The sequence below is a fragment of the Pseudomonas fjordensis genome, assembly GCF_976987115.1.
In genome coordinates, this window is record NZ_OZ336860.1 from 4594240 (window position 1) to 4615080 (window position 20841).

Annotated in this window: 9 protein-coding genes; 3 read left to right on the plus strand and 6 right to left on the minus strand. The window is 59.3% G+C overall.

Annotated elements, in window-relative coordinates:
- Positions 1-21: 21 nt before the first annotated feature.
- On the plus strand, positions 22-4860 hold the full coding sequence (locus ACWHXD_RS20995) for a Tc toxin subunit A-related protein (RefSeq protein ID WP_138762416.1): 4839 nt from the start codon (positions 22-24) through the stop codon (positions 4858-4860).
- A complete protein-coding gene (locus ACWHXD_RS21000) occupies positions 4857-9431 on the plus strand; it encodes a SpvB/TcaC N-terminal domain-containing protein (RefSeq protein WP_138762417.1) in 4575 nt (1524 codons plus the stop codon). The genes ACWHXD_RS20995 and ACWHXD_RS21000 overlap by 4 nt, the downstream gene beginning before the upstream one ends.
- Before the next feature lie 39 nt (positions 9432-9470).
- On the opposite strand, the gene ACWHXD_RS21005 is transcribed toward ACWHXD_RS21000, so the two are convergent.
- The 4 genes from ACWHXD_RS21005 to ACWHXD_RS21020 all read right to left on the minus strand — a co-directional run bounded on the left by ACWHXD_RS21005 (position 9471) and on the right by ACWHXD_RS21020 (position 16378).
- Positions 9471-12458: an RHS repeat-associated core domain-containing protein gene (locus tag ACWHXD_RS21005; protein WP_138762418.1), complete on the minus strand. Its 2988-nt coding sequence runs from the start codon at positions 12456-12458 to the stop codon at positions 9471-9473.
- Between the two features lie 205 nt (positions 12459-12663).
- Positions 12664-15414 (minus strand): RHS repeat-associated core domain-containing protein, encoded by a 2751-nt coding sequence (locus ACWHXD_RS21010; RefSeq protein WP_138762419.1) that lies wholly within the window; start codon positions 15412-15414, stop codon positions 12664-12666.
- A 145-nt stretch (positions 15415-15559) separates the two neighbouring features.
- Positions 15560-15853, minus strand: a complete 294-nt coding sequence (locus ACWHXD_RS21015) for a BolA family protein (RefSeq protein WP_032896038.1) — start codon at positions 15851-15853, stop codon at positions 15560-15562.
- Between the two features lie 6 nt (positions 15854-15859).
- Complete coding sequence (locus ACWHXD_RS21020) at positions 15860-16378, minus strand: DUF2059 domain-containing protein (RefSeq protein WP_014719258.1); 519 nt, start codon at positions 16376-16378, stop codon at positions 15860-15862.
- A gap of 196 nt (positions 16379-16574) precedes the next feature.
- Between ACWHXD_RS21020 and ACWHXD_RS21025 the strand changes: the two genes are divergently transcribed.
- Positions 16575-17957 (plus strand): class II fumarate hydratase, encoded by a 1383-nt coding sequence (locus tag ACWHXD_RS21025; RefSeq protein ID WP_032896037.1) that lies wholly within the window; start codon positions 16575-16577, stop codon positions 17955-17957.
- Here the strand turns inward: ACWHXD_RS21025 and ACWHXD_RS21030 are convergent, their stop codons facing one another.
- Both ACWHXD_RS21030 and ACWHXD_RS21035 read right to left on the minus strand, forming a co-directional pair.
- A complete protein-coding gene (locus ACWHXD_RS21030) occupies positions 17958-18914 on the minus strand; it encodes a DMT family transporter (RefSeq protein ID WP_138762420.1) in 957 nt (318 codons plus the stop codon). It lies immediately after the preceding gene.
- 686 nt (positions 18915-19600) lie between these two features.
- Positions 19601-20785, minus strand: coding sequence for a thiolase family protein (locus ACWHXD_RS21035; RefSeq protein WP_138762422.1), 1185 nt, complete (start codon positions 20783-20785; stop codon positions 19601-19603).
- Positions 20786-20841 lie beyond the last annotated feature (56 nt).

A 20841-nucleotide genomic window follows, 5' to 3' on the forward strand; every position in this document is an offset into this window, starting at 1 on the left:
CGACCTGTTCAAGGATTGATCATGTCTCACTCGCTTAATCAACAGCTCAATGAAAGCCTGCGCGACGCCATGCTCGCGTACTACCTGACCTACAAGGTACCTACCGACTTAAAGGAAAAGATCACCCTTGCCGACGACCTTTACGAATACTGGCTGCTCGACGTACAAGTCAGCCAAGCCGTACCGACCAGTCCGGTAGCCTGTGCCATCTCCAGCCTGCAGCAGTACATCACGCGCATCCAGCTCGGCCTGGAACCGGGCTATGAAAACCAGGGCATGACCGCACCACAAGACAAATTATGGCGCGAACAGTTACACACCTACGCACTCTGGAACGCCAATCAGCAGTTGCACTATCACCCCGCCAACTACTTGGACCCGACATTACGGCGTGACAAAACCGACAGCTTTGAGCAGTTGGAAAACGACCTGAGCCAGTATCGAATTCAAGCGGATACCGTCACCACGGCGGTTCAGAATTACCTGGCCAGGTTCGAGGAAACCGCCAACATACGCACGATCAACGGTTATATCGACGCCGACGTGGGCAACCTGTATGGCGGCATCTATTACTTCGTCGGTAAATCGAGCTCGGCAAACACCTATTACTGGCGCTCCCTCGACCTGTCCAAGCGCGCAGGCTCGGTACTTTTCCAGGACGCTTGGTCAAACTGGGAGAACATCAACTTGTCGGTGTCTGACGCCACCGCCGAGCAAAGTATCCGGCCGGTGTATTTCAATAACCGGCTATTTTTCATCTGGGCCGAATGCATCAAACCCGCCCCCACCAGTTCCGTCCCACCGGCGCAAACAAATTCAGAGGAAAAAAAACAGCTGGCCGAATGGATCAACAGCCGCTACGTCAAGTTTCGCCTCAATTTTTCTTATAAAAAGCACGATGGCAGTTGGAGCGCACCCAAAGCGTGTATTGAGGAGCACTGTGCCACCGAAGACGTCAACGCATTGACCTCTGCCTTCCTGAAAACCATTACACAGACAGTGGCTATCGTCGACAGTAACGGCCCCCCTGTCCTATTTTTAAGTGTCCTGGCCACCAGCCGTAAAGACCCCAAACAGCAGGAGAATTTTATTGGCAAATTTTTCCAGGCTGTCCACATCGATCAGTCCTTCAATATCACCACCATCGCCGATGGCGGCAGCCCCGAGCGCTACAGCGTGCTGCCCGGCTCACAGGTGGAGGAGGAGATAAACCGGCTCCTGGAGCACTTCGATCCGTCGCAGAAGAAAAAAGTGCAGGCTGTGGTTCAAGGCGAAGATCAAAGCGTGAGTGGATACTACAGCGAATTGCTGCCTGACACCGCTCGGCAGTACCTCACGTTCTTTGCTCATAAAAACCAAGACAACTTGCAGTTCAAGGTAATGTCCCCAAACAAACACTCGATTTCCCCCACAGAGGAAACAATTACCGAAAACAACAACCATTGGAACTTTGAAAAAAATCGAGAAAAAATAAAAACCCCTGACGCCAGTGACGTCTCTTTTGATTCAAACACCAATGAACTCGTATTTACTTCCACCCTCAATGGCAATTTTCGGCAATCGTACAGTGTGACACTAACAAAAGCAGCGCCTAAAAATATCCGCATCGTACTGATAGTAGACGACGCTCTGGATGATCCGACAGCCACTCAGCTTAAACTGACCAGCGGCTCTCAAATTACCGGCCCAACTGACACGTTAAAAACTGATTTTTACGCTCTTTATTTTAAAAACACGGCCACGCATGATGAGTTCCCCAACGCTGTCCATACCGCGAGCGGGTTACTCATCGTCGCTCAACCCAAAGACACAGACACAGACACTAGCTCGCTAGAAGATCATTACATCGATAAGAATGCGTTCATCAGCTTATATACAAGTACAGAAAATTCCATCCAGATCGCCATTGACCGTTACAGTAAATACACAGATGCAGACGCAGACAAAAAGACGTCACTGCACTCACAAAGTACGTTGACTATCAAAAGGCCCAAAGTGAGCACCTCTGATTTGCGTGCCTACAAGCACATTATTATGAGAGCCAACTTTAAAGACTATCCATTCACCGAAAAAATCAATGCCAACTCACATAAAATCACCAACTATCAGGACGCTGTCCACGAAAGCCTCACCGGATCAACTCCCGAATTACCCACCGGGCATCGGGTCACGGCGCGTATTCCAGTGACCACGAAGGAAATAACGTCGGGCATCACCTTGATACACGGAGTGATGACGCTTGAGCCTACCAAAGAAGGCGACTCCACAATTCTCGGGTATAGCCTGAAAGCGACCACCTTGAAGTTGGCCGATTCCACCTCTGGCACTCCGCTCACCCAACAACTGGCGCCGATGATCAAAAGGCTGACATCGGAAACACTCGGCACCGCCGAATTTATTGATTTCCCAACGAACACCTCTACCCCACCTGCCGACACCCCGCTGCGCATTCGCATGAATACCTGTTTTGCCGGCAAGCTGGTCAAGGAGACCAATGTCAGCCTTGAGCATTTGTTTTCGTTAACGCCCAAAACGTGGCAAGAACCTCCACTCACGCCAAGTGGCGCGGCAGACGACATTGACTTTAACGGGGCTCACGGCAAGTACTTCTGGGAGCTGTTCCTGTACGTGCCCTGGCTGGTTGCCCACCGCCTGAATCAGGAGCAGCAGTATGTCGAAGCCCAAGCCTGGCTCAAATACATCTTCGACCCAAGGCGGTTGGCCGATAAGGCCAGCGAACGCCCTGCATTCTGGGGGTTCAACGAGCTCGTTCGTACAGCTCCGCTCGAAGGTTGCGTCAGCCACGACCCACACAAACTGGCGATTCGCTCACCGGTGCATTTTCGCAAAGCAATCTACCTGTTTTATCTCGATATACTGCTTAATCGTGGCGATGCCGCCTATCGGCAACTCACCCCCGACAGCCTGACCCAAGCCAAACTCTGGTACACGCGAGCCAATCACTTTCTGGGGCCACGCCCCCGCGTCACCACCACTGAACCGTGGGATGAAATCACCCTCGAAAGTTTGACGACGACGCGCTCTAAAGCCCTGGAAAAACTGGAGCAGGAAAACCCACCCATCAATGTCACCCCTGCGACCGAAGGCGCCGCACTGGCTTCGCTCACGGACACCGATAATCTGTGCCTACCCTTCAATACCGAGCTGGTAGCGCGCTGGGACAAGCTCGAAAGTCGCCTGCATAACCTACGGTACAATCTCGACATCACCGGCAAACCCTTGCGCCTGTCGCTGTACGCAACTCCACTTTCACCGCTCAAACTGTTGGCCAGCCGCAACAGCGGTGCCTTCGGCGCAGGCGGCGCGGCGCCGTTCACTGACGCGCAAGTCGGCCATTATCGCTTCCAGATCATGCACGGCCACGCACTCACGGCAACCGAGGCGGTGATTCAATTCGGCAACACGATGCTGAGCCTGATTGAGCGCAAGGAACAGACTGAATACCTGGAGTTGCAGCAACAACAAGCCTGGGACTTGGCCAATATCGTCGTAACCCAGCAACACCAGGCATTGTTGCTCGACGAGAAAAACCGCCAGGCACTCGGCGCCAGTCGGAGCATGATCAAATCGCGGATGCGCCACTACGAACACCTGCTCACCGAAGGCATCAGCCCCGCAGAAGCGCATGCAGGCCAACTCTATCTGATCAGTAGCGGATTCGAGACCGCAGGTTCCGCCGCCGCTGCAGGGGCCGGCATCGCGATGATAGCGCCGAACATCTTCGGTACAAGTACCGGCGGGTCGCGCTGGGAAGGCCCGTTCTATGCAGCCCAGGCCTTGGCCCAAGGCGTCGCGACGGCGTTGCGCGGCACTGCCGCAGACCTGGACCGCTCCCAGCAATTCAACCGCCGGGAGCAAGAATGGGCGCATGCCCAGGATCAGGCCCGACTCGAACTGGCCCAGGTCGACGCCCAGTTACAAGCCTATGCCGAGCAGGAAAACGCCACGCGCCTGCAATTACGCCTGGCCGAGACCTCCCTGGCCCAGGCCTGGTCGAACTACCAATTGCTGGCCAAGCGTTTTACCAGGGCCCAGCTGTATGACTGGCTCAACGCACAACTGAGCAAGTTCTACTATCAGGTTTATGACCTGAGCCTTTCCCTGTGCAGCACCGCACAAGCGTGCTGGCAGTACGAAGTCGCAGACTATGCGAGCACGTTTATCCAGCCCGGTGCCTGGAACAACAACTACCGCGGTTACTTGGCGGGTGAGGCCCTGAAGCTGTCGCTGTTGAAGATGAATGCGGCCTATTTGAACCATAACGTCCGGGACCTGGAGATCGTCAAGACCATCTCCCTGCGTCATCGCATGATCGATTGCAAAGTCACCACGCCCACAACCGGCACAACCGGCACTCAATCATCGAGTACGCAAAACAAATGGGCCGAGCATAAACGACAACTGGTCGATACCGGCACGCTGTGCTTCATGTTGTCCGAGGTTCTGTTTGAAGAGGATTACCCCAACCACATCCTGCGGCGAATAAAAGGCATCAGCGTGTCGTTGCCCGCGACGCTAGGCCCCTATGAGGACATTAAGGCGATACTGACCCAGACCCACAACGAAATCGTATTACCCACAGGCGAACGGCGCCGCGACATGCGTGCCCATCAGCAAATCGCACTGTCCACCGGACTGGATGACAACGGCCTGTTCACCCTCAACTTCGAGAGCAACGATCGCTACTTGCCTTTCGAATACACCGGAGCCATCTCCAACTGGACCTTGGAGTTCCCCAATCACAACCTGCAAAAAGCCGTACTCGAATCGATCAACGATATCGTCATCCACCTGCGTTACACCGCTAGGGTGCCGACGGTCAGCGGGGGCAAGGCATGAACGACGATACGCTCAACCTCCAGGTCAATACCCCGGCCCTGCCAAAAGGCGGCGGTGCCATTCAAGGCACGGGTAAGGGCTGGGGCGATATCGGCTCCAGTGGTACGGCAAGCTTTGAGATTCCCTTGCCGATCTCTCCCGCGCGCGGCTACGCACCCGCCATGTCGCTGACCTACCGAAGCGGCGCCGGTAACGGCCCCTTCGGATTGGGTTGGGAGGTTGCCCTGCCGGCCGTCAGCCGGCGTACCTCCCATGGCGTGCCGGCCTACACGGAGCACGACGTACTGGTGGGCCCCGACGCGCAAATATGGCTACCCGAGCGCGACGCTGAAGGGACGATCGTCAGCCGTTCCACGTCCTCTTTCAATGGTTTGCCACTGACCATCGCCTACACGGCCACCCGGTATTTCCCCAGGGTCCAGAGCCACTTCGACCGTATCGAACACTGGCAAACGGCAACCGACACGGCGGGTTTCTGGTTGATACAGAGTGCCGATGGCAGCCAGCACTTTTACGGAAAAACCTCGCTGGCCCGGATTGCCGACCCGGACCAGACGCACCATGTGGCGCAGTGGTTGTTGCAGGAAAGCCTGAATGCCCACGGCGAGCACATTTATTATCACTACACAAAAGAAACCGACAACGCGCGCTATCCCAGGGATTGTCGCGCCCGGCATTACCTGGAAAGTGTCTGCTACGGCAACTTCACCGCCAGGGAGCAAGAGCAGCTGTATCTGTGGCAGACCGAGGATAAACCGGACGTAGGCTGGCACTTCCAATTGCTTTTTGATTATGGCGAACGCTCCCTTGATCTGGAACAGCGGCCCACGTATCAGAAAACTCAGCAATGGCCTGTGCGACCCGATCCCTGCTCGGATTTTGCCTTTGGCTTCGAGTTACGCACCCTGCGCCGCTGCAGCCAGATTCTGATGTTTCACCACTTCCCTAAAGAAAAAAAAATGGGCCTCGACCCCGTGCTGTCCAAGCGCCTGCTACTGCAATACCACACATCCAGCCATGTCAGCCTGTTAAGCGGGGTGCATGAGCAAGCCTTCGACAGCGCGGGCAATAGGGTGAGCCGCCCGCCGCTGGAGTGCCTTTATCAGTCGAGCCAACTCAACGTCGACCCGAGCCGCTACCAGGCATTTGGTGCATTTCCCAAGCTGCATGACGGCGCTCGTTATCAACTGGTGGATCTGTATGGCGAAGGCTTGCCCGGTGTGTTGTATCGCGCAGATAAAAGCTGGTATTACCGCGAACCGCAGCGGCCGCAAAACCCGCAAACCCGCGACCAGGTGAGCTACGGCGAGGCCGTGGAATTAACGCGGGTGCCGGTCGCCGACAGCACTCGCCCCCTCCATCAGGCGCTGGCCGATGTGGATGGCGACGGGCGTTTGGAATGGCAGGTGGCCGGGCCCGGGATGAACGGATTTTTCAGCCTGGACGAACAGCGCAACTGGTCAGCCTATACACCGTTCGATGCATTCCCCTCGGAGTTCTTCCACCCCCAGGGCATGCTTGCTGACTTGATGGGGACAGGTCGTCATGACTTTACGATGATCGGCCCGCGCAGCGTGCGCCTGTATGAAAATCGCCGAGCATCCGGCTTCGCCCCCGCCATCGAGGTACCGCACACGCCCGACGATGGCCTGCCGATCATTTCCGCCTCGCCCAACGAACTGGTGGCGTTCAGCGATGTACTCGCCACAGGCCAACAGCATCTGGTGCGTATCCGGCATAACGAAGTGAAATGTTGGCCGAACCTGGGTCGCGGCCGTTTTGCCCAGGGGTTTGTATTGGCCACATTGCCGTTGCGTTATCAAACGTTCAACGCGGCGCATGTACTGCTCGTCGACCTCAATGGCGGCGGTGCCGCAGACTTGCTGTATTTGAGCACCACTCATCTGAGTATTTTCCTCAACAAAGGCGGCAACGGCTTCGAGACAAAGGCGATCAACGTGCCGTGGCCAGAAGGCGTGCAGTACGACGACCACTGCCAGGTCAGCATTATCGACGTGCTCGGCCTGGGCTGTCCGAGCCTGATCCTGACCGCCGCCCACCAGACCCCCATCCATTGGCGCTACGACTTTTACAGCCAGAAGCCCTGGCTGCTCATACGCACCGACAACAACATGGGCGCTCAGGCTTCGATCAAATATCGCAGCAGTGCCCAGGAGTGGCTGGACGAAAAACGCGAGCTGCATGCCAAGGGCCAGCCTGCGATCAGCCAGTTACCCTTTGCGCTGCTGCTGGTCAGCCAACAAGCCCAACGGGACGAGATTACCGGCAACCAGTTGACCCAGCGCGTGAGTTATCGCCAGGCTTATTACGACCGCGTGGACCGTGAGTTTCGTGGCTTTGGGCTGTTGCTGCAAACCGACACCGACAGCCGCAAGGACGCCCCCCTCACGCAGGGTTCCAGCGCACCCTTGCTCAGCAAAACCTGGTTTCATACCGGGCGATCCCTTGACATGCCCAGCCTCGACCAGAGCACTCATGACCCGCACGCCAAGGCTCTCGGCCGCACGCTGGTCAGCCGCTACAGGGGGACGGTTCAGGCAGAGCCGCTGGAGCATCATGACGACTTGATCAGCGACCCCGCTCCGGCGCTGGCACGCGAGGTGGCCCGTGCACTCAGTGGCAGGGTGCTGCGGGTCGAGCTGATGGCGGCGGAGCCGGCGCAAGGCGTCGTGCCCTACTCAGTTCACCACCAGCGGTATCTGGTCCGCGAACTCGCGCCGGCCAGTGCCCATACCCCTTACGCCCGGTTGCTGCCATTAGCCCTGGAGTCGATCAGCTACCAGTATGAAGGCGTGAAAGACGATCCCCTCTGCCAGCACCAGATCAATCTGCGCTGGGATGCCTATGGTTACCTGGTGCATGGCGTGTCCCTGCATTATGCCCGCCGTAGCACCGCCGACAGCCCGCCGCCCGCCGTGCTGGTGGATGAGCACCAGCAGCGCTGGTGGCGCGACACCCATGACAACGCGCAACAGTTCTATTACCTGAGCGAAACGCTGGCGCAGCCTATTCATCTGGACGACGCACAGCAGTGGTGCCTGGGCTTGCCCTACCGCCAACGAGACAACGCCCTGGTGCTCGGCAAGGCACCGGCGCCTGGCGGGCTGGACCCTGCGCGTATCACCTATGAGGTGTTCATCGACACCCACGACGGGCCACTGGCCGCTGGGGCCAGGCGCACACTGAGCGGCTTGTCGGTGCAGCACTACCGGCAGGCCGGTGGCCTGGGTAAAACCCTGGCACCAGGCGTCGCCACTGCCCAGGCATTGACTGACTACCTGGAAACCGCCGAGCTGGATGACCAAGCCCTGAGCGCCTACAACGACATCCCGGCCATGCCCAACCAACCCAAGGTGGACCTGGTGCAAAAGCTCACCGACAGCGGCTATCACACCATGGAGCTGTTTTTTCTCTTCGACGGCGAGGCACCGCTCAAGGAAAACCGCCTGTGGTCGATTCGCCGGCATTTTCCCCGCTATGGCAAGGCCACCCAGTTTTATCGGATAAGGGCGCTGCGGGCCACCGAGGCCCATGGCGAAACAACGCTCAACTATGACCCCTATACGTTGCAAACCGTGCGCGTAAAAATGCCCGACGGTTGTGTGACCACGGCCGAATACGACTATCAAGTGATGCTGCCGATAAAAGTCGTCGACCCCAATGGCACTGTTCAAGAAGCGCTTTATGACGGTTTTGGGCAGTTGCTCGCCAGCACGTTTTACGGCAGTGAACAAGGCCTCAGAGTGGGTTTCGCTGCCCTGGAAAGCTACCGCACGCTCAACCATGTGACGCCCGAATTAGCCATCGAACAGGCGCAAAGCGTGTTGCAAGACATGGCCAGCGCGCACTGCTACGCGCCGTTCAGTTGGATGGGCAGCATCGACTTGGCCGTGGTCAAGCCTGAGTGGGTCACCAAGAACTATCTGCTCCCCAGCGGGCATATCCGCATGAGCGCGCGGGCGCGTCTGAGTGGTGGTCGCCAGCCCCTCGGCGACAGCGAAAAACAACTCAAGGCGTTGATCGATAAGGCCAGCCGCGTGCCGGTACACGGGCTCATGTCGCAAGCCGACCGCTACCCCGGCGATGCCGACCAACAGGTTCGCATGACCCTGACCTGCTGGGACGGCTTCGGCCGCTCGTTACAGACCAAGCAAAAGACCGAACCAGGCAAGGCCTATGCAGTGGACGACAAGGGCAACCTGCTGGTCGACGAGGTGGCGGATGCATCCGGCACCTTGAGCAAACAGCTGCGCCAAGTGGATGCCGACCCCCGCTGGCGCGTCAGCGAGCGTGTCGAATACAACAACAAGGGCTTGGTCATACGTGCCTATCGCCCCTATTTCGCCAATAACCACACCTACGTCAATGATCACTCCATGCGTGAGCTGGGCCACAGCGACCGGCAATTGTATGACCCCCTCGGACGCCCGACGCAGACGTTCACTGCGGGGGGATTCATGCGGCGTACCACCTATTGGGCCTGGTACACCGTCAATGAGGACGAAAACGACACCCATGAAGAGCTGAACGCAAGCCAAACTACTGACTGAGGAACCATGGGCCGCGGCGCCGGCCCATTCATCTTCTCCTCAGGATCGCCGGGCTGCGCCCCAGCGCGAGGCCAAAGTTGTATACCCGCGCCGGGCAAACGTTACGAAAAAGCCGCGCCATTCGGTCAGTGATGCAATCACGCCGCGGGCCGCCATGACAATCGTTCGAGTGGTCCGGCTTTGGGCGGCCTGGGGCAGGCCCGTCAGCGCAACGGCCAATGCCTCGACACCGGACGCGGCCCAATGCGTCCACACCTGATTGAACATTCGGCTCAACCCACCGTGTATCGTCGCGGCAGGGTCCGGCAGTTGCAGGGTCTGGCCATGGGGGTCGTGGGCAGCGGTCAGGTGACCGCCGCGAATCATCGTTCCCACCGCCCCGTCGTAGGCTTCTATTGCAGGTGAGACATTGGGTTGCATCAGCGCAGGCACTTGCCCGCCATAAACAGCATTGGCCACGGTAGCGAGGGCATAGGCCGCCGTCGTTCCGGCGGTACGCGTGACCCTGCCGCTCAGGGGCGTGCTGCCCCAGGAGATGCCAGTACCGTGCCCACGCAAGACTTGCTGCACCAGTTCCCTGGAGAGCGCGCGAACATGCCCGCCCAAACGCTGAACCGCCACCGGGTCCCAGCTGTGCTCGGCTTGATCACCTATCGAGTCGCCATACATGGCATAACCCATACCTGCGGCACCTGCAAAAACAGCACCGACCTGTGGCGCATAGTGCGTCCAGTTAGCGACGATACCGGTGCTCATATGTGCCGAGGACACGGCATCAAGCACCGCTACGCTAATACGCAAAATCTGGTTGCGTTGCGCCGTGGGCTGCAGGTTGCTGAAGATCGCCAGATCGACGCCCGTTGCGATTGCATTGGCGATATAGGTGGATAATCCATCGCGAATCGCGGCCGACGAGGCTGCTTGTATCCTGGGGCGCATAACCCGCCCTACATTCGCGAGCCTGCGACTGACGGAAAGCCTGCGTATTTGTTTGTCCTGCGGCTCCTCCAAAGCCGGTGTGGCGGCCAGCCCTTGCACATCGACCTGGGTGACTGGGTTACCGCCAACCATGGCGTACAGATTCAAGCCATCAGCATCGCCGGTCGGGTCCGGGCTGATCCAGCGGCATAACCACGGCGCGTAATACCTGAAGCCGTAGTAAGACAGCCCACTGGCATCGCGCTCCTTGCCCGAATAACGGATGAACCTGTAACTCGCCTCGCTGGAGCTTTTCGCCGCCCACCACGCGGTCCCGCCGTAAGGGTAATAACTTTCCTGGCTGAGCAGTTGCGCCTGCTCGCCCAACTCCAGGCTGCTGCTGCCCAAGTGGTCCGACAAGCCGTAACGGATCTGCGCCTCTTGGCGCCCTCCCGAAGGGTGGCGATCCCAAAGCAGGATGCGCACCGTGGTCGTACCGGCATCAAGGTTGAGTACATTCAGTTGCTCACCCGTTGCGCTGTCATGCCGAATTTCCAGCCCCGGCAAGTAGCGCACCTGGGCCGTATGCACCACGCCCCTGGCCTGGGAGACCCTGCGTTTGAGGATGCGCTGGCCCGTGGCATCGTAGGCGTAGCGTTCTTCATCGTCATTGCCGCCCTCGCGTCGCACCTGCGTGAGGCGCACCAGTTGATTGCGCACATCCCAGCTCATCTTGTGATCACCTGCCAACGCTTGCAGATTGCCGTTGCGGTCAAAGCCCTGGCCCAACCCCGGCGCGGTCTTGCCATCAGCCTGCGGCAAAAAATGATTGCTGCCCGCGGCCACGCTCATCTGCCGCGTGAAGCCGGCGCCGCTGCTGGGCACATGTTGCAACTTGAGCAAATTGCCGGCGGCGTCATAGTAAAATCGCTGGGTGTAGCGACGCCATACGCTGTCGTCAGTCGAGCCAAACGTCACATTCGCCGGCAACGCCGGGCCTCCCGTGTTACCGGCGGTTTCGCGGCCAGTGGCTTTGGTCAGTTGCGATAACGAGTCGTACTCATAGAGGCTGGCCGAACTGATTCGGGTGTTGCTGGACCATTGCGTCGGCTGGGCAAGGTCGTCGATCCGCACGATGTTGCCAACGCCGTCATAGTCGTAGCGCAGGTCTTGCAACGCTGCGCCCGGTTGTGCGGGTAGATGGGCAGTCATTTGCAGCAAGCGACCGTCAAACTCACGGTATTGCATGGCACGCACCACGCCGTTGCCGGCGCGTTCGCTGAGCACCTGACCCGCTGCGTTGTAGTCCCGCTGGCCCAGCACCTGCGTACGCACGCCGCCCTTGGGCGTCACAACAATACTCGCCGGTTGGCCGTCAATGCCGTAGGCGTAGTCAAAGCGATTGCCCTTGGCGTCCGTGTGATGCAGGCGCTCACCCAGCGCGTTAAACCCAATGGATGTCTGGAACCTCTCGGGCTCCAGGCGCACCTCGCGTTGTGCAGCGGGCTGCGGCCAATCCAGCGCGGCATCCGCCTGCCGAAAGCGTCGGGTCTGCTGAGCAACTTCTGCGTGCAGCCCATACCGCTCGTGGAACAACGAGCCGCCGCCGTCATCATGGCGAACCACCCGGCCACAGCGGTTGCGCGCAGCCTCCTCATCCGAGGACACGGCATAGGCAAGACGCTCGACGCACAACGCTTGCTCGTCACTGGCCGCCTGCTCGAAGACGGCGATCGGCCGCAGATATTGATCATAGTGATGAGCCTGGTGAGCACCCCGCCCATCCCATTCTTCGAGTAAATGCCCGGCTTCCCCCATCAGCGTCAGTCGCCAGCCGGCATCCACGCTGTGGGTGCGCAACGCTTGTCCACCAAGGCTATAGACCGTGCGTTGATTAGGCGCGGTGTCGGGTTGTGAGCGTGACAACTGCAACAGACGTGGGTCCCATTGTTCAATCATCAAGCCTGTACTGCCAAAGACCTGGCGATGAATGCGCACCTGCGGTTCATCCTCCGCGCTTGAGCGGTGGTAATTGACGTTACGAACAATTAACCCACGTGGGTCGACTGCGACCAGGGACGGTGTGTTTCGATGGATGGAAGCAGACATGATCTCAAGACCTTATTGCTGAATAAGTAGTCCTGAAAGCCTAGGGACGGGGGGGCGAGAAAGGTGGTGCAGGAGGATGCTTTTGTGTGTCCGGGTACTGGCATCGCCCCGCCCCGCTCACGCGGGTCGAGGCGGCGCTCTTGAAGATCAAATGTGGCAGGGGCCCGCTCCCATAGGGTATGTGCTCACAGGCCGAGGCGTTTGGTCAGCGTGCCGCCCGCCCTGATACCCCGGGACGCCGCGGGGTGTAGCGACGCCAAGCAGACGCGTTTGACTCCCAAGGCGCGTCGACCCGTTGTTGGTTTTGATAGAACCTCACGCGGCCTGCCAGTTGCGTCCTGTGCCGATAGAGCCAGCGCAGCTCGGAAGCCGTAGCAGATACCCCCTGCTTGCTGATGACGGCTCCTATGTCCAAATTGTCGAGAGCGAAATGGACCACCGCCGCACTGTGCAAGCTGGTCAAGGTTTCCAAAGCGGATTTGCTGCTTCGAGTGACGATCTTTTGCTGGATGGTCAAAAGGTCTGTGCCAATGTATTGGTGAGCCGTCGCTACAAGTGAATATTTGCCTGCGCCAAGATCACTGACAAACTTCCTGGCGAATTGCTGGTTGCAGGCAGTTGACGTACACCCTGAGTACTTCAAAACAATGCCCTCGTAAAACGGCCGGACGCCGACCGAAAGCTGCTCAATGAGCTCAGCCTTGAGTTCGTTAGCTTTCGCTGGATCGTCTGGGTTTTGCGTCAAGTCTCTGAAGAGGTCCGCATTCGCGTTGCGAAAAGCAGAGAAGGCGCGAACGGGAGACGCCAGCCCGGCAGTCCAGCGCTGCAGTTCCGCGCCTGAAAAATAGGCCACCATCGCATCCCCTCGCGCACTCAGCTTCGACCAGAAACTCCTGTAGGCAGTAATTGTGGCGGCCAGGCCGAAAATGATATCCCCTCGACTGGGCTGGAATTGCTCGCCAAACGTCGTTTGCGTGCCACCGGCATCCCTGAACCCCACGGGATTGCCCCGGACCATCGCATACAGGTTCAAGCCGTCCACATCGCCCATCGGGTCCGGGCTGATCCAACGCTGCAACCACGGCGCGTAATAACGGGCGCCGTAGTAATACAAGCCCGTGGCATCGCGCTCCGTGTCTGAGTAACGACGAACCTTGTGGTCCCCCCGAATACTATTGCTGGTTGCCCACCACGCCGTTGCGCCATAAGGATAGTAATGCTCCTGGCTCAACAACCGAGCCTGTTCGTCCAGTTCCAGCGCACAGCTCTTGAGGTGATCCAGAACGCTGAATCGCAACTGATGGGTGCTCATCTCGCGGGGCTTACCCGACTCCCATTGCACCACGGTGACTCGCCCACCGCCCGTATCGATGTCCAGCACATTGAAGCGCTGTGTGCTTTGCTTGTGGACCTGCAGGCCTGGCAGGTAATAGGTTCCCTGGGTGTAGGGTTTTGTACGCGCTTCGCGGCTGCGCACCTTGAGTGCGCGCAGGCCTTGACTGTCATACAGGTAACTCTCCACATCCGGGTCACCGTTCTCACGCTGTACCTGGGTGGTGTAGGTCAATTGGTTGCGCACATCCCAGACGGCTTGCTGTACGCCGTCGAGCGACAACTGATTGCCATTGGCATCGAACGCTTCATCCCATTGAACCTGCCGCCCTTGCACCGCAGGCACGGCGCGGTTGCTGAACGCAGCCACCTGCATTTCGCGGGTATAGCCTGTGCCGCTGGAGGGCACGTGTCGAAGGCGCGTCAGATTGCCCGCCGCATCATAGGCATAATGCTGGGTGTAATTGCGCCAGAGCCCCCGATCCGTCGCCCCGAACTGCACCGCGGTCGGGAACTTCTGGCCGCCAGTGTTGGCGCTGTTTTCCCGGCCGCTGGCCTGGATCAACTGATAAAGCGTGTCGTACTGGTATCGACTGATTGCGTCGATCCGGGCGTTGCTGTGCCATTGCGTCGGCTGGACCAGATCGCTAAGACTGAGAATGTTGCCCACTGGGTCGTATTCATAAACAAGCTGCTGCAACGGCGCGGCGGCCTGCCCTTTACGATAGACCTTAAGTTCCAGCAACCGGCCATCTTGCTCGCAATAACGGGCGACTTTAGTGACATCATTACCCGCCCGCTCGGACACGATCTGGCCGCCGGCATTATAAGCGCGCTGATCCATTAACACCTGGCGCTCGCCATCCTTCAACGTCAGCGCCACTTCCGCCGGCCAGCCCTGTTGCCCATAGCGCCACTGTTGGCGGTTGTCCTTGGCGTCGGTCTGCTCAAGCAGCGCACCCAATGCATCGTAACGCCAAGTAGTGGTATAGGCCTGGCGTTCCACTAGCTCATCTTGGGCCTCATCGCTTTGTGGCCAGTCGACCAGCGCGGTGTCGGCGCGAAACCGCCTGGTTTGCTTGATGACGCGTTGATCGATCCCGTACGCCTCCATCAGCAGAACGCCTGCCGGGTCGGTATGCCGAATCAGGCGTGCGCAGCGATTACCGACGGCCTCGGCAGGGACTGCGGGCGCGTACGTCATACGCTCGACACAACGGGGTGACGGGTCCTCTGCCGATTGTTCGAACACCGCCACAGGGCGCAGCGAACGGTCATAGTGAAACGCTTGATGGGCGCCACGCGAGTCCCAGCTATGCAGGCGCTGCCGCGCTGCGCCGTGCAAGATCAGGCGCCAGCCGGCATCCGCACTCAGGGTACGCACGGCCTCGCCGGAGAGGCTATAAAGGTTCGATTGCGCCGCCACCCCGGTCGAGCCGAGGGCGAACTGACGTGGGTCCCACTGTTCCAGTAAGAAGCCACTGGCCCCAAACACTTGGCGATTGACGCGCGGCTGTGGGGAGTGCGCAAGCGTTGCGCGGTGATACTGCACAGTGCGCACGGCTAACCCGCGAGGGTCAATGGCCGTCAAGGTAGGTGTATTTCGATGAAGAGCGTTAGACATGAATTCATGACCTGTTTGCACTAAGGTCAAAAAATCCTAGAGGTCTCGGCATTGGGAAGGGGGTATTGAAGACGGCCTTTTGTAACCAGATCCTGATAGCACCTATCGAGACCAGCAGGCTGGCACCTGCCGGTCTCAAAGGTTTTCAGTGCCCGCCGGCGCAGGTCGGCGAGGCCGGGGCTGCGTCGATTGTCGCCCATTCTTCAGGCGTGTAGGTATGCAGCGCCAGCGCATGGAACTCGCTCATCAGGCTACCCAGGGTGGCGTAGACCTTCTGGTGGCGCTTGACGCGGTTGAGCCCCGCGAACTGCTTACTGACCAGCACGGCCTTGAAGTGGGTCTGCAACCCACGGCTGTGCATATGGCTTTCATCCAGCACGCTCAAATGTTCCGGCTCCAGGGCGGCAAGGGCCGTTTCGATACGCTGTTGCATGCTCATTCCTGCTTACTTCTTCTTGGCCGGTGCGGCGGCTTTGGGCGCCAGCTCGTTGGTCATGTCTTCCAACAGCTTGTTCACCACCGGTACGGCGCTTTCCAGCTTGGCCTGGGTCATCTGGGCCGATTGCTGGGTCAGCTGGGGCATTTTTTCCAGGACTTTCTTACCCAGTGGCGACTGGTAGAACGCTACCAGGTCCTTGAGTTCGGATTCGCTGAAGTTGGTGGTGTAGAGCTTGACCATGTCAGGCTTGAGCTTCGGCCAGCCGATGGCCTGGTCCAGAGCGGCGTTGGCCTTGGCCTGGTAGCTGTCCAGTACGGACTGCTTGGCGGCAGGCGCCTTGGTCTGTTCGAAACGCTGGGCGAACATTTGCTGCACTTGCATGTACACCGGGGTACCCAGCTTGTCAGCATGGGCCAGGGTAAGGAAGGCTTCGGCACTGGCGTTGTGGCTGGCGGTATCGGCAAGAACCTGGCCGCTGGCGCAAACCAGAGCAACCGCGGTACAGATGGCACGAAGACGAGTCATCGAGTTTCCTTTTCTAGCAGGCGAGGTAAGACCCCAAGGGCGACCATTCTGCGCCTAAAAAACCTCGCGGCTCAACCCCACCCCATCGCAAGCCCCGGTTTCACGGGGCGCGGTGACACAAAAGCGCTTTTAGGGAACCCACGCTGGCCGCCAGGGCCTAAACTGACCAATCACGACAGCATAAGGAGGGTGACCGATGAGCCGTATCGAAACCGACAGCCTGGGGGAAGTACAGGTCCCTGATGACGCCTATTGGGGCGCGCAAACCCAACGTTCGCTGGTCAATTTCGCGATTGGCGAGCAGCGCATGCCGCTGGCGGTATTGCATGCCCTGGCCTTGATCAAGAAGGCTGCGGCACGGGTCAACGACCGTAACGGCGACCTGCCTGCCGACATCGCCCGCCTGATCGAACAGGCTGCCGACGAGGTCCTGGACGGCCAGCATGACGACCAGTTCCCGCTGGTGGTCTGGCAGACCGGCAGTGGTACCCAGAGCAACATGAACGCCAACGAAGTGATCGCCGGCCGCGCCAACGAGTTGGCCGGCAACAACCGAGGCGGCAAGAGCCCGGTACACCCTAACGATCACGTCAACCGCTCCCAGAGTTCCAACGACTGCTTCCCCACCGCCATGAGCATTGCTGCGGTGCAAGCGGTGAACAAGCAACTGCTGCCGGCGATCGCCACCTTGTCCGGCGGCCTGGCGGAATTGGCCGCGCGGCATATGAAGCTGGTCAAGACCGGCCGTACCCACATGATGGACGCTACGCCAATCACCTTCGGCCAGGAGCTGTCGGCGTTTATCGCCCAACTCGATTACGCCGAGCGGGCGATCCGCAGCGCCCTGCCCGCGGTGTGCGAGCTGGCCCAGGGCGGCACCGCCGTCGGCACCGGCCTCAATGCACCCCATGGCTTTGGCGAGGCGATTGCCTCCGAACTGGCCGCATTGTCAGGCTTGCCTTTTGTAACCGCGCCGAACAAATTCGCCGCCCTCTCCGGCCATGAGCCGCTGGTGACCCTGCACGGCGCGCTGAAAACCCTGGCCGTGGCGCTGATGAAGATCGCCAATGACCTGCGCCTGCTGGGTTCCGGCCCTCGCGCCGGGCTGGCCGAAGTCAAGTTGCCGGCCAACGAACCGGGCAGTTCGATCATGCCGGGCAAGGTCAACCCCACCCAATGCGAAGCGCTGTCGATGCTGGCCTGCCAGGTGCTGGGCAACGACGTGACCATCGGCATGGCCGCCAGCCAGGGGCACTTGCAGTTGAATGTGTACAAACCGGTGATCATCCACAACCTGCTGGAGTCCATCCGCCTGCTGGCCGATGGCTGCAACAACTTCCAGGAACATTGCATTGCCGGCCTCGAACCCGACGCCGAGCAAATGGCCCAACACCTGGAACGCGGGCTGATGCTGGTTACCGCGCTGAACCCGCATATCGGCTACGACAAGTCGGCCGAGATCGCCAAGAAGGCTTACGCCGAGGGCCTGACACTGCGCGAGGCCGCGCTGGAGCTGGGCTACCTCACCGATGCCGAGTTCGACCAGTGGGTACGCCCGGAAAACATGCTGGGTAGCTGACTACACCGCCGTACGCAGCCGCCGGGCCTTGAGCCCGGCGAGCAGCGAAGGTGCCAGCGCCACGGTCGCCGAACCCAGCACCACCACCAAGGCGCCGAAATACCCCAGGGCATTGATCTGCTCAGCCTGCACATAGTCCGGCCACAACCACGCCGCCACGGCCACGGCCACAAAGGTCACCAAAGGCGTCAACGCCAGGGTTGCACTGACCCGCGAGGCTTCCCAATGCGCCAGGGCTTCGGCAAATGCCCCGTAGGCCACCAGGGTATTCATGCAGCACGCCAACAACAGCCAGCCTTGCAATGGGCTCAACTGCAACGCCTCCAGCGGATGTGCCCAGGGCGTGAGCAACAGCGCACACGACAGGTAAATCACCATCATCACCTGCAATGAATTCCACACCGTCAGCAACTGCTTCTGCCCCAGTGCATAGAACACCCAGATGGTGGTAGCGAGCAGGATCGTCAGCACACCGGCGGTGTAGGTACCCATGGAGGTCAGTAGTTCCACCAGGCGTTGGTTGAAGAACAAGCCAAAGCCTGCGATCAACACCACCAGCCCGATAACTTGCCCCAGGCTAAAGCGCTCCTTGAACACAAACACACTGGCAACCATCAAAAAGATCGGCCCCATCTGCACCACCAACTGCGCCGTGCCTGGGCTGAGCATTTTCAGGCCCACCAGGTACAACACGTAGTTGCCCACCAGGCCACACACCGCCATGCCCACCAGCCAACCACCCTTGGGGCCAAGCACTTTGCGGCTGGGCAGGCGTTTGGTAGCGGCCAGGTAAACGAACAGGCAAGTGCCCGCTACCATGAGGCGAAACCAAGTCACGGTGATCGGGTCCATCACCTGCAACACTTGCTTGAGCTTGATCGGAAGAATGCCCCACAGAAACGCGGTCAGCAGGGTCAGGAAAAAACCGTAGACCCAGCGGCCGGAAGAAATGTGCATGAGAGCCCCAGATGCCAGAGGAAGTGGAGCAGGCATTCTAGGGGCAAGTCACTGAATTGGGATACGTCACAGTTTTGAATGTGGGAGCTGACTTGCCTGCGATGGCCATAGGTACAACGCTGTCGCGATCAACGGTAACCACGATGCGAAGCGAGCCGCTCTTGATCTTGATCTGCTTGTGATCTTGATCTCAGGCGCCCCATTAAACCACGCTGGCCGAACGCAGGCTTGAATTCGTGGGTAACCCGGCAGGACGCCGGGTTAGCCGCCCCGCGCCATGGATGGCGCGTGGCGGCGGCCCACGGATTCAAGCCTGTGTTCGGGCACACCGAGCCTAAGCGAGGTGCCGAGTGGTGGGGCAAGAGCGTTTTGCTTACTTTTGCGCTTCTCAAAAGTGAGACGCCGTCAGGGCGTAACCCTAAGTGGCCGTTACCTAAATAACGGATATGTACCCGGTCCAACTGTGTCGCCTGTCAGGCCGCCTTCGCGAGCAAGCCCGCTCCCACAATTGGATCGTGGGGTGTCAGGGAGAGAAGTATCGGCTGGCAGGCCGTCATCGCAGGCAAGCCAGCTCCCACAATTGGATCTTGGGGTGTCAGGGAGAGAAGTGTCGGCTGGCAGGCCGTTATCGCAGGCAAGCCAGCTCCCACATTAGCCCTCCCACACTGGCGCTATTCCAACCTGAGTCAGCGCACGGCTTCGAAAAGCCCGGTGGCCCCCATCCCGCCCCCCACGCACATGGTGACAATCCCATAACGCAGATTGCGCCGTTGCAACTCCCGCACCAGATGCCCCACCTGCCGCGAACCAGTCATGCCAAACGGATGCCCAATGGAAATCGAACCCCCGTTGACGTTGTACTTGGCGTTATCAATCTCCAGGCGGTTACGCGCGTAGAGGCACTGAGAAGCAAAAGCCTCATTGAGTTCCCAAAGGTCGATGTCCGCCACCTGCAAGCCCTTGGCCTTGAGCAACTTGGGCACCGAGAACACCGGGCCAATGCCCATTTCATCCGGCTCGCAACCAGCCACGGTAAAACCACGGAAGAACGCCTTGGGCTTGAGCCCCAGCTCCAAGGCTTTTTCCAGGCTCATCACCAGGGTCATCGACGCACCGTCGGAAAGCTGCGAGGAGTTACCTGCCGTCACCGAGCCATCCTCGGCAAATACCGGCTTCAAGCCGCTGAGGCTGGCCAGGGTGGTGTCCGGGCGGTTGCAGTCATCCCGGTCGACCACGTCATCCAGGATCTGCACCGCGCCAGTGTTCTTGTCCTCGACCTTGTACTTGACCGCCATCGGCACGATTTCATCGTTGAACAAGCCATCAGCCTGGGCCTTTGCGGTGCGCTGCTGGCTTTGCAGCGCATAAAGGTCCTGGTCTTCGCGGCTGACGTGATAGCGCCGCGCAACGATTTCGGCGGTCTGCCCCATGGGGAAGTAAATGCCCGGCACCTGTTCTTTAAGCAGCGGGTTGATCAGGTTATCGGTGTTGACGCTCTTCATGGTCAGGCTGATGGACTCCACGCCACCGGCGACAATGATGTCGCTACAGCCCGAAGCGATCTGATTAGCGGCAATGGCAATCGCCTGCAAGCCCGACGAACAGAAACGGTTGAGGGTCATGCCCGCCGTACCGGTGCCCAGTTGCGAGAGCACCGCCACGTTGCGCCCGATGTTATAGCCCTGGGCGCCTTCGTTGGAGCCGGCACCGACGATGCAGTCTTCCACCGTCGCCGGGTCGATACCATTGCGGGCCAGCAGCGCATTGACACAATGGGCCGCCATGTCATCGGGACGGGTCTGGTTGAACTTGCCGCGAAAGGATTTGGCCAGGCCGGTTCGCACGCTGTCGACGATCACTACTTCACGCATGGGCTACCTCGATCTTGTGGTTGTGGATCGAGGATAGATCCATGCCTGGCCGACCG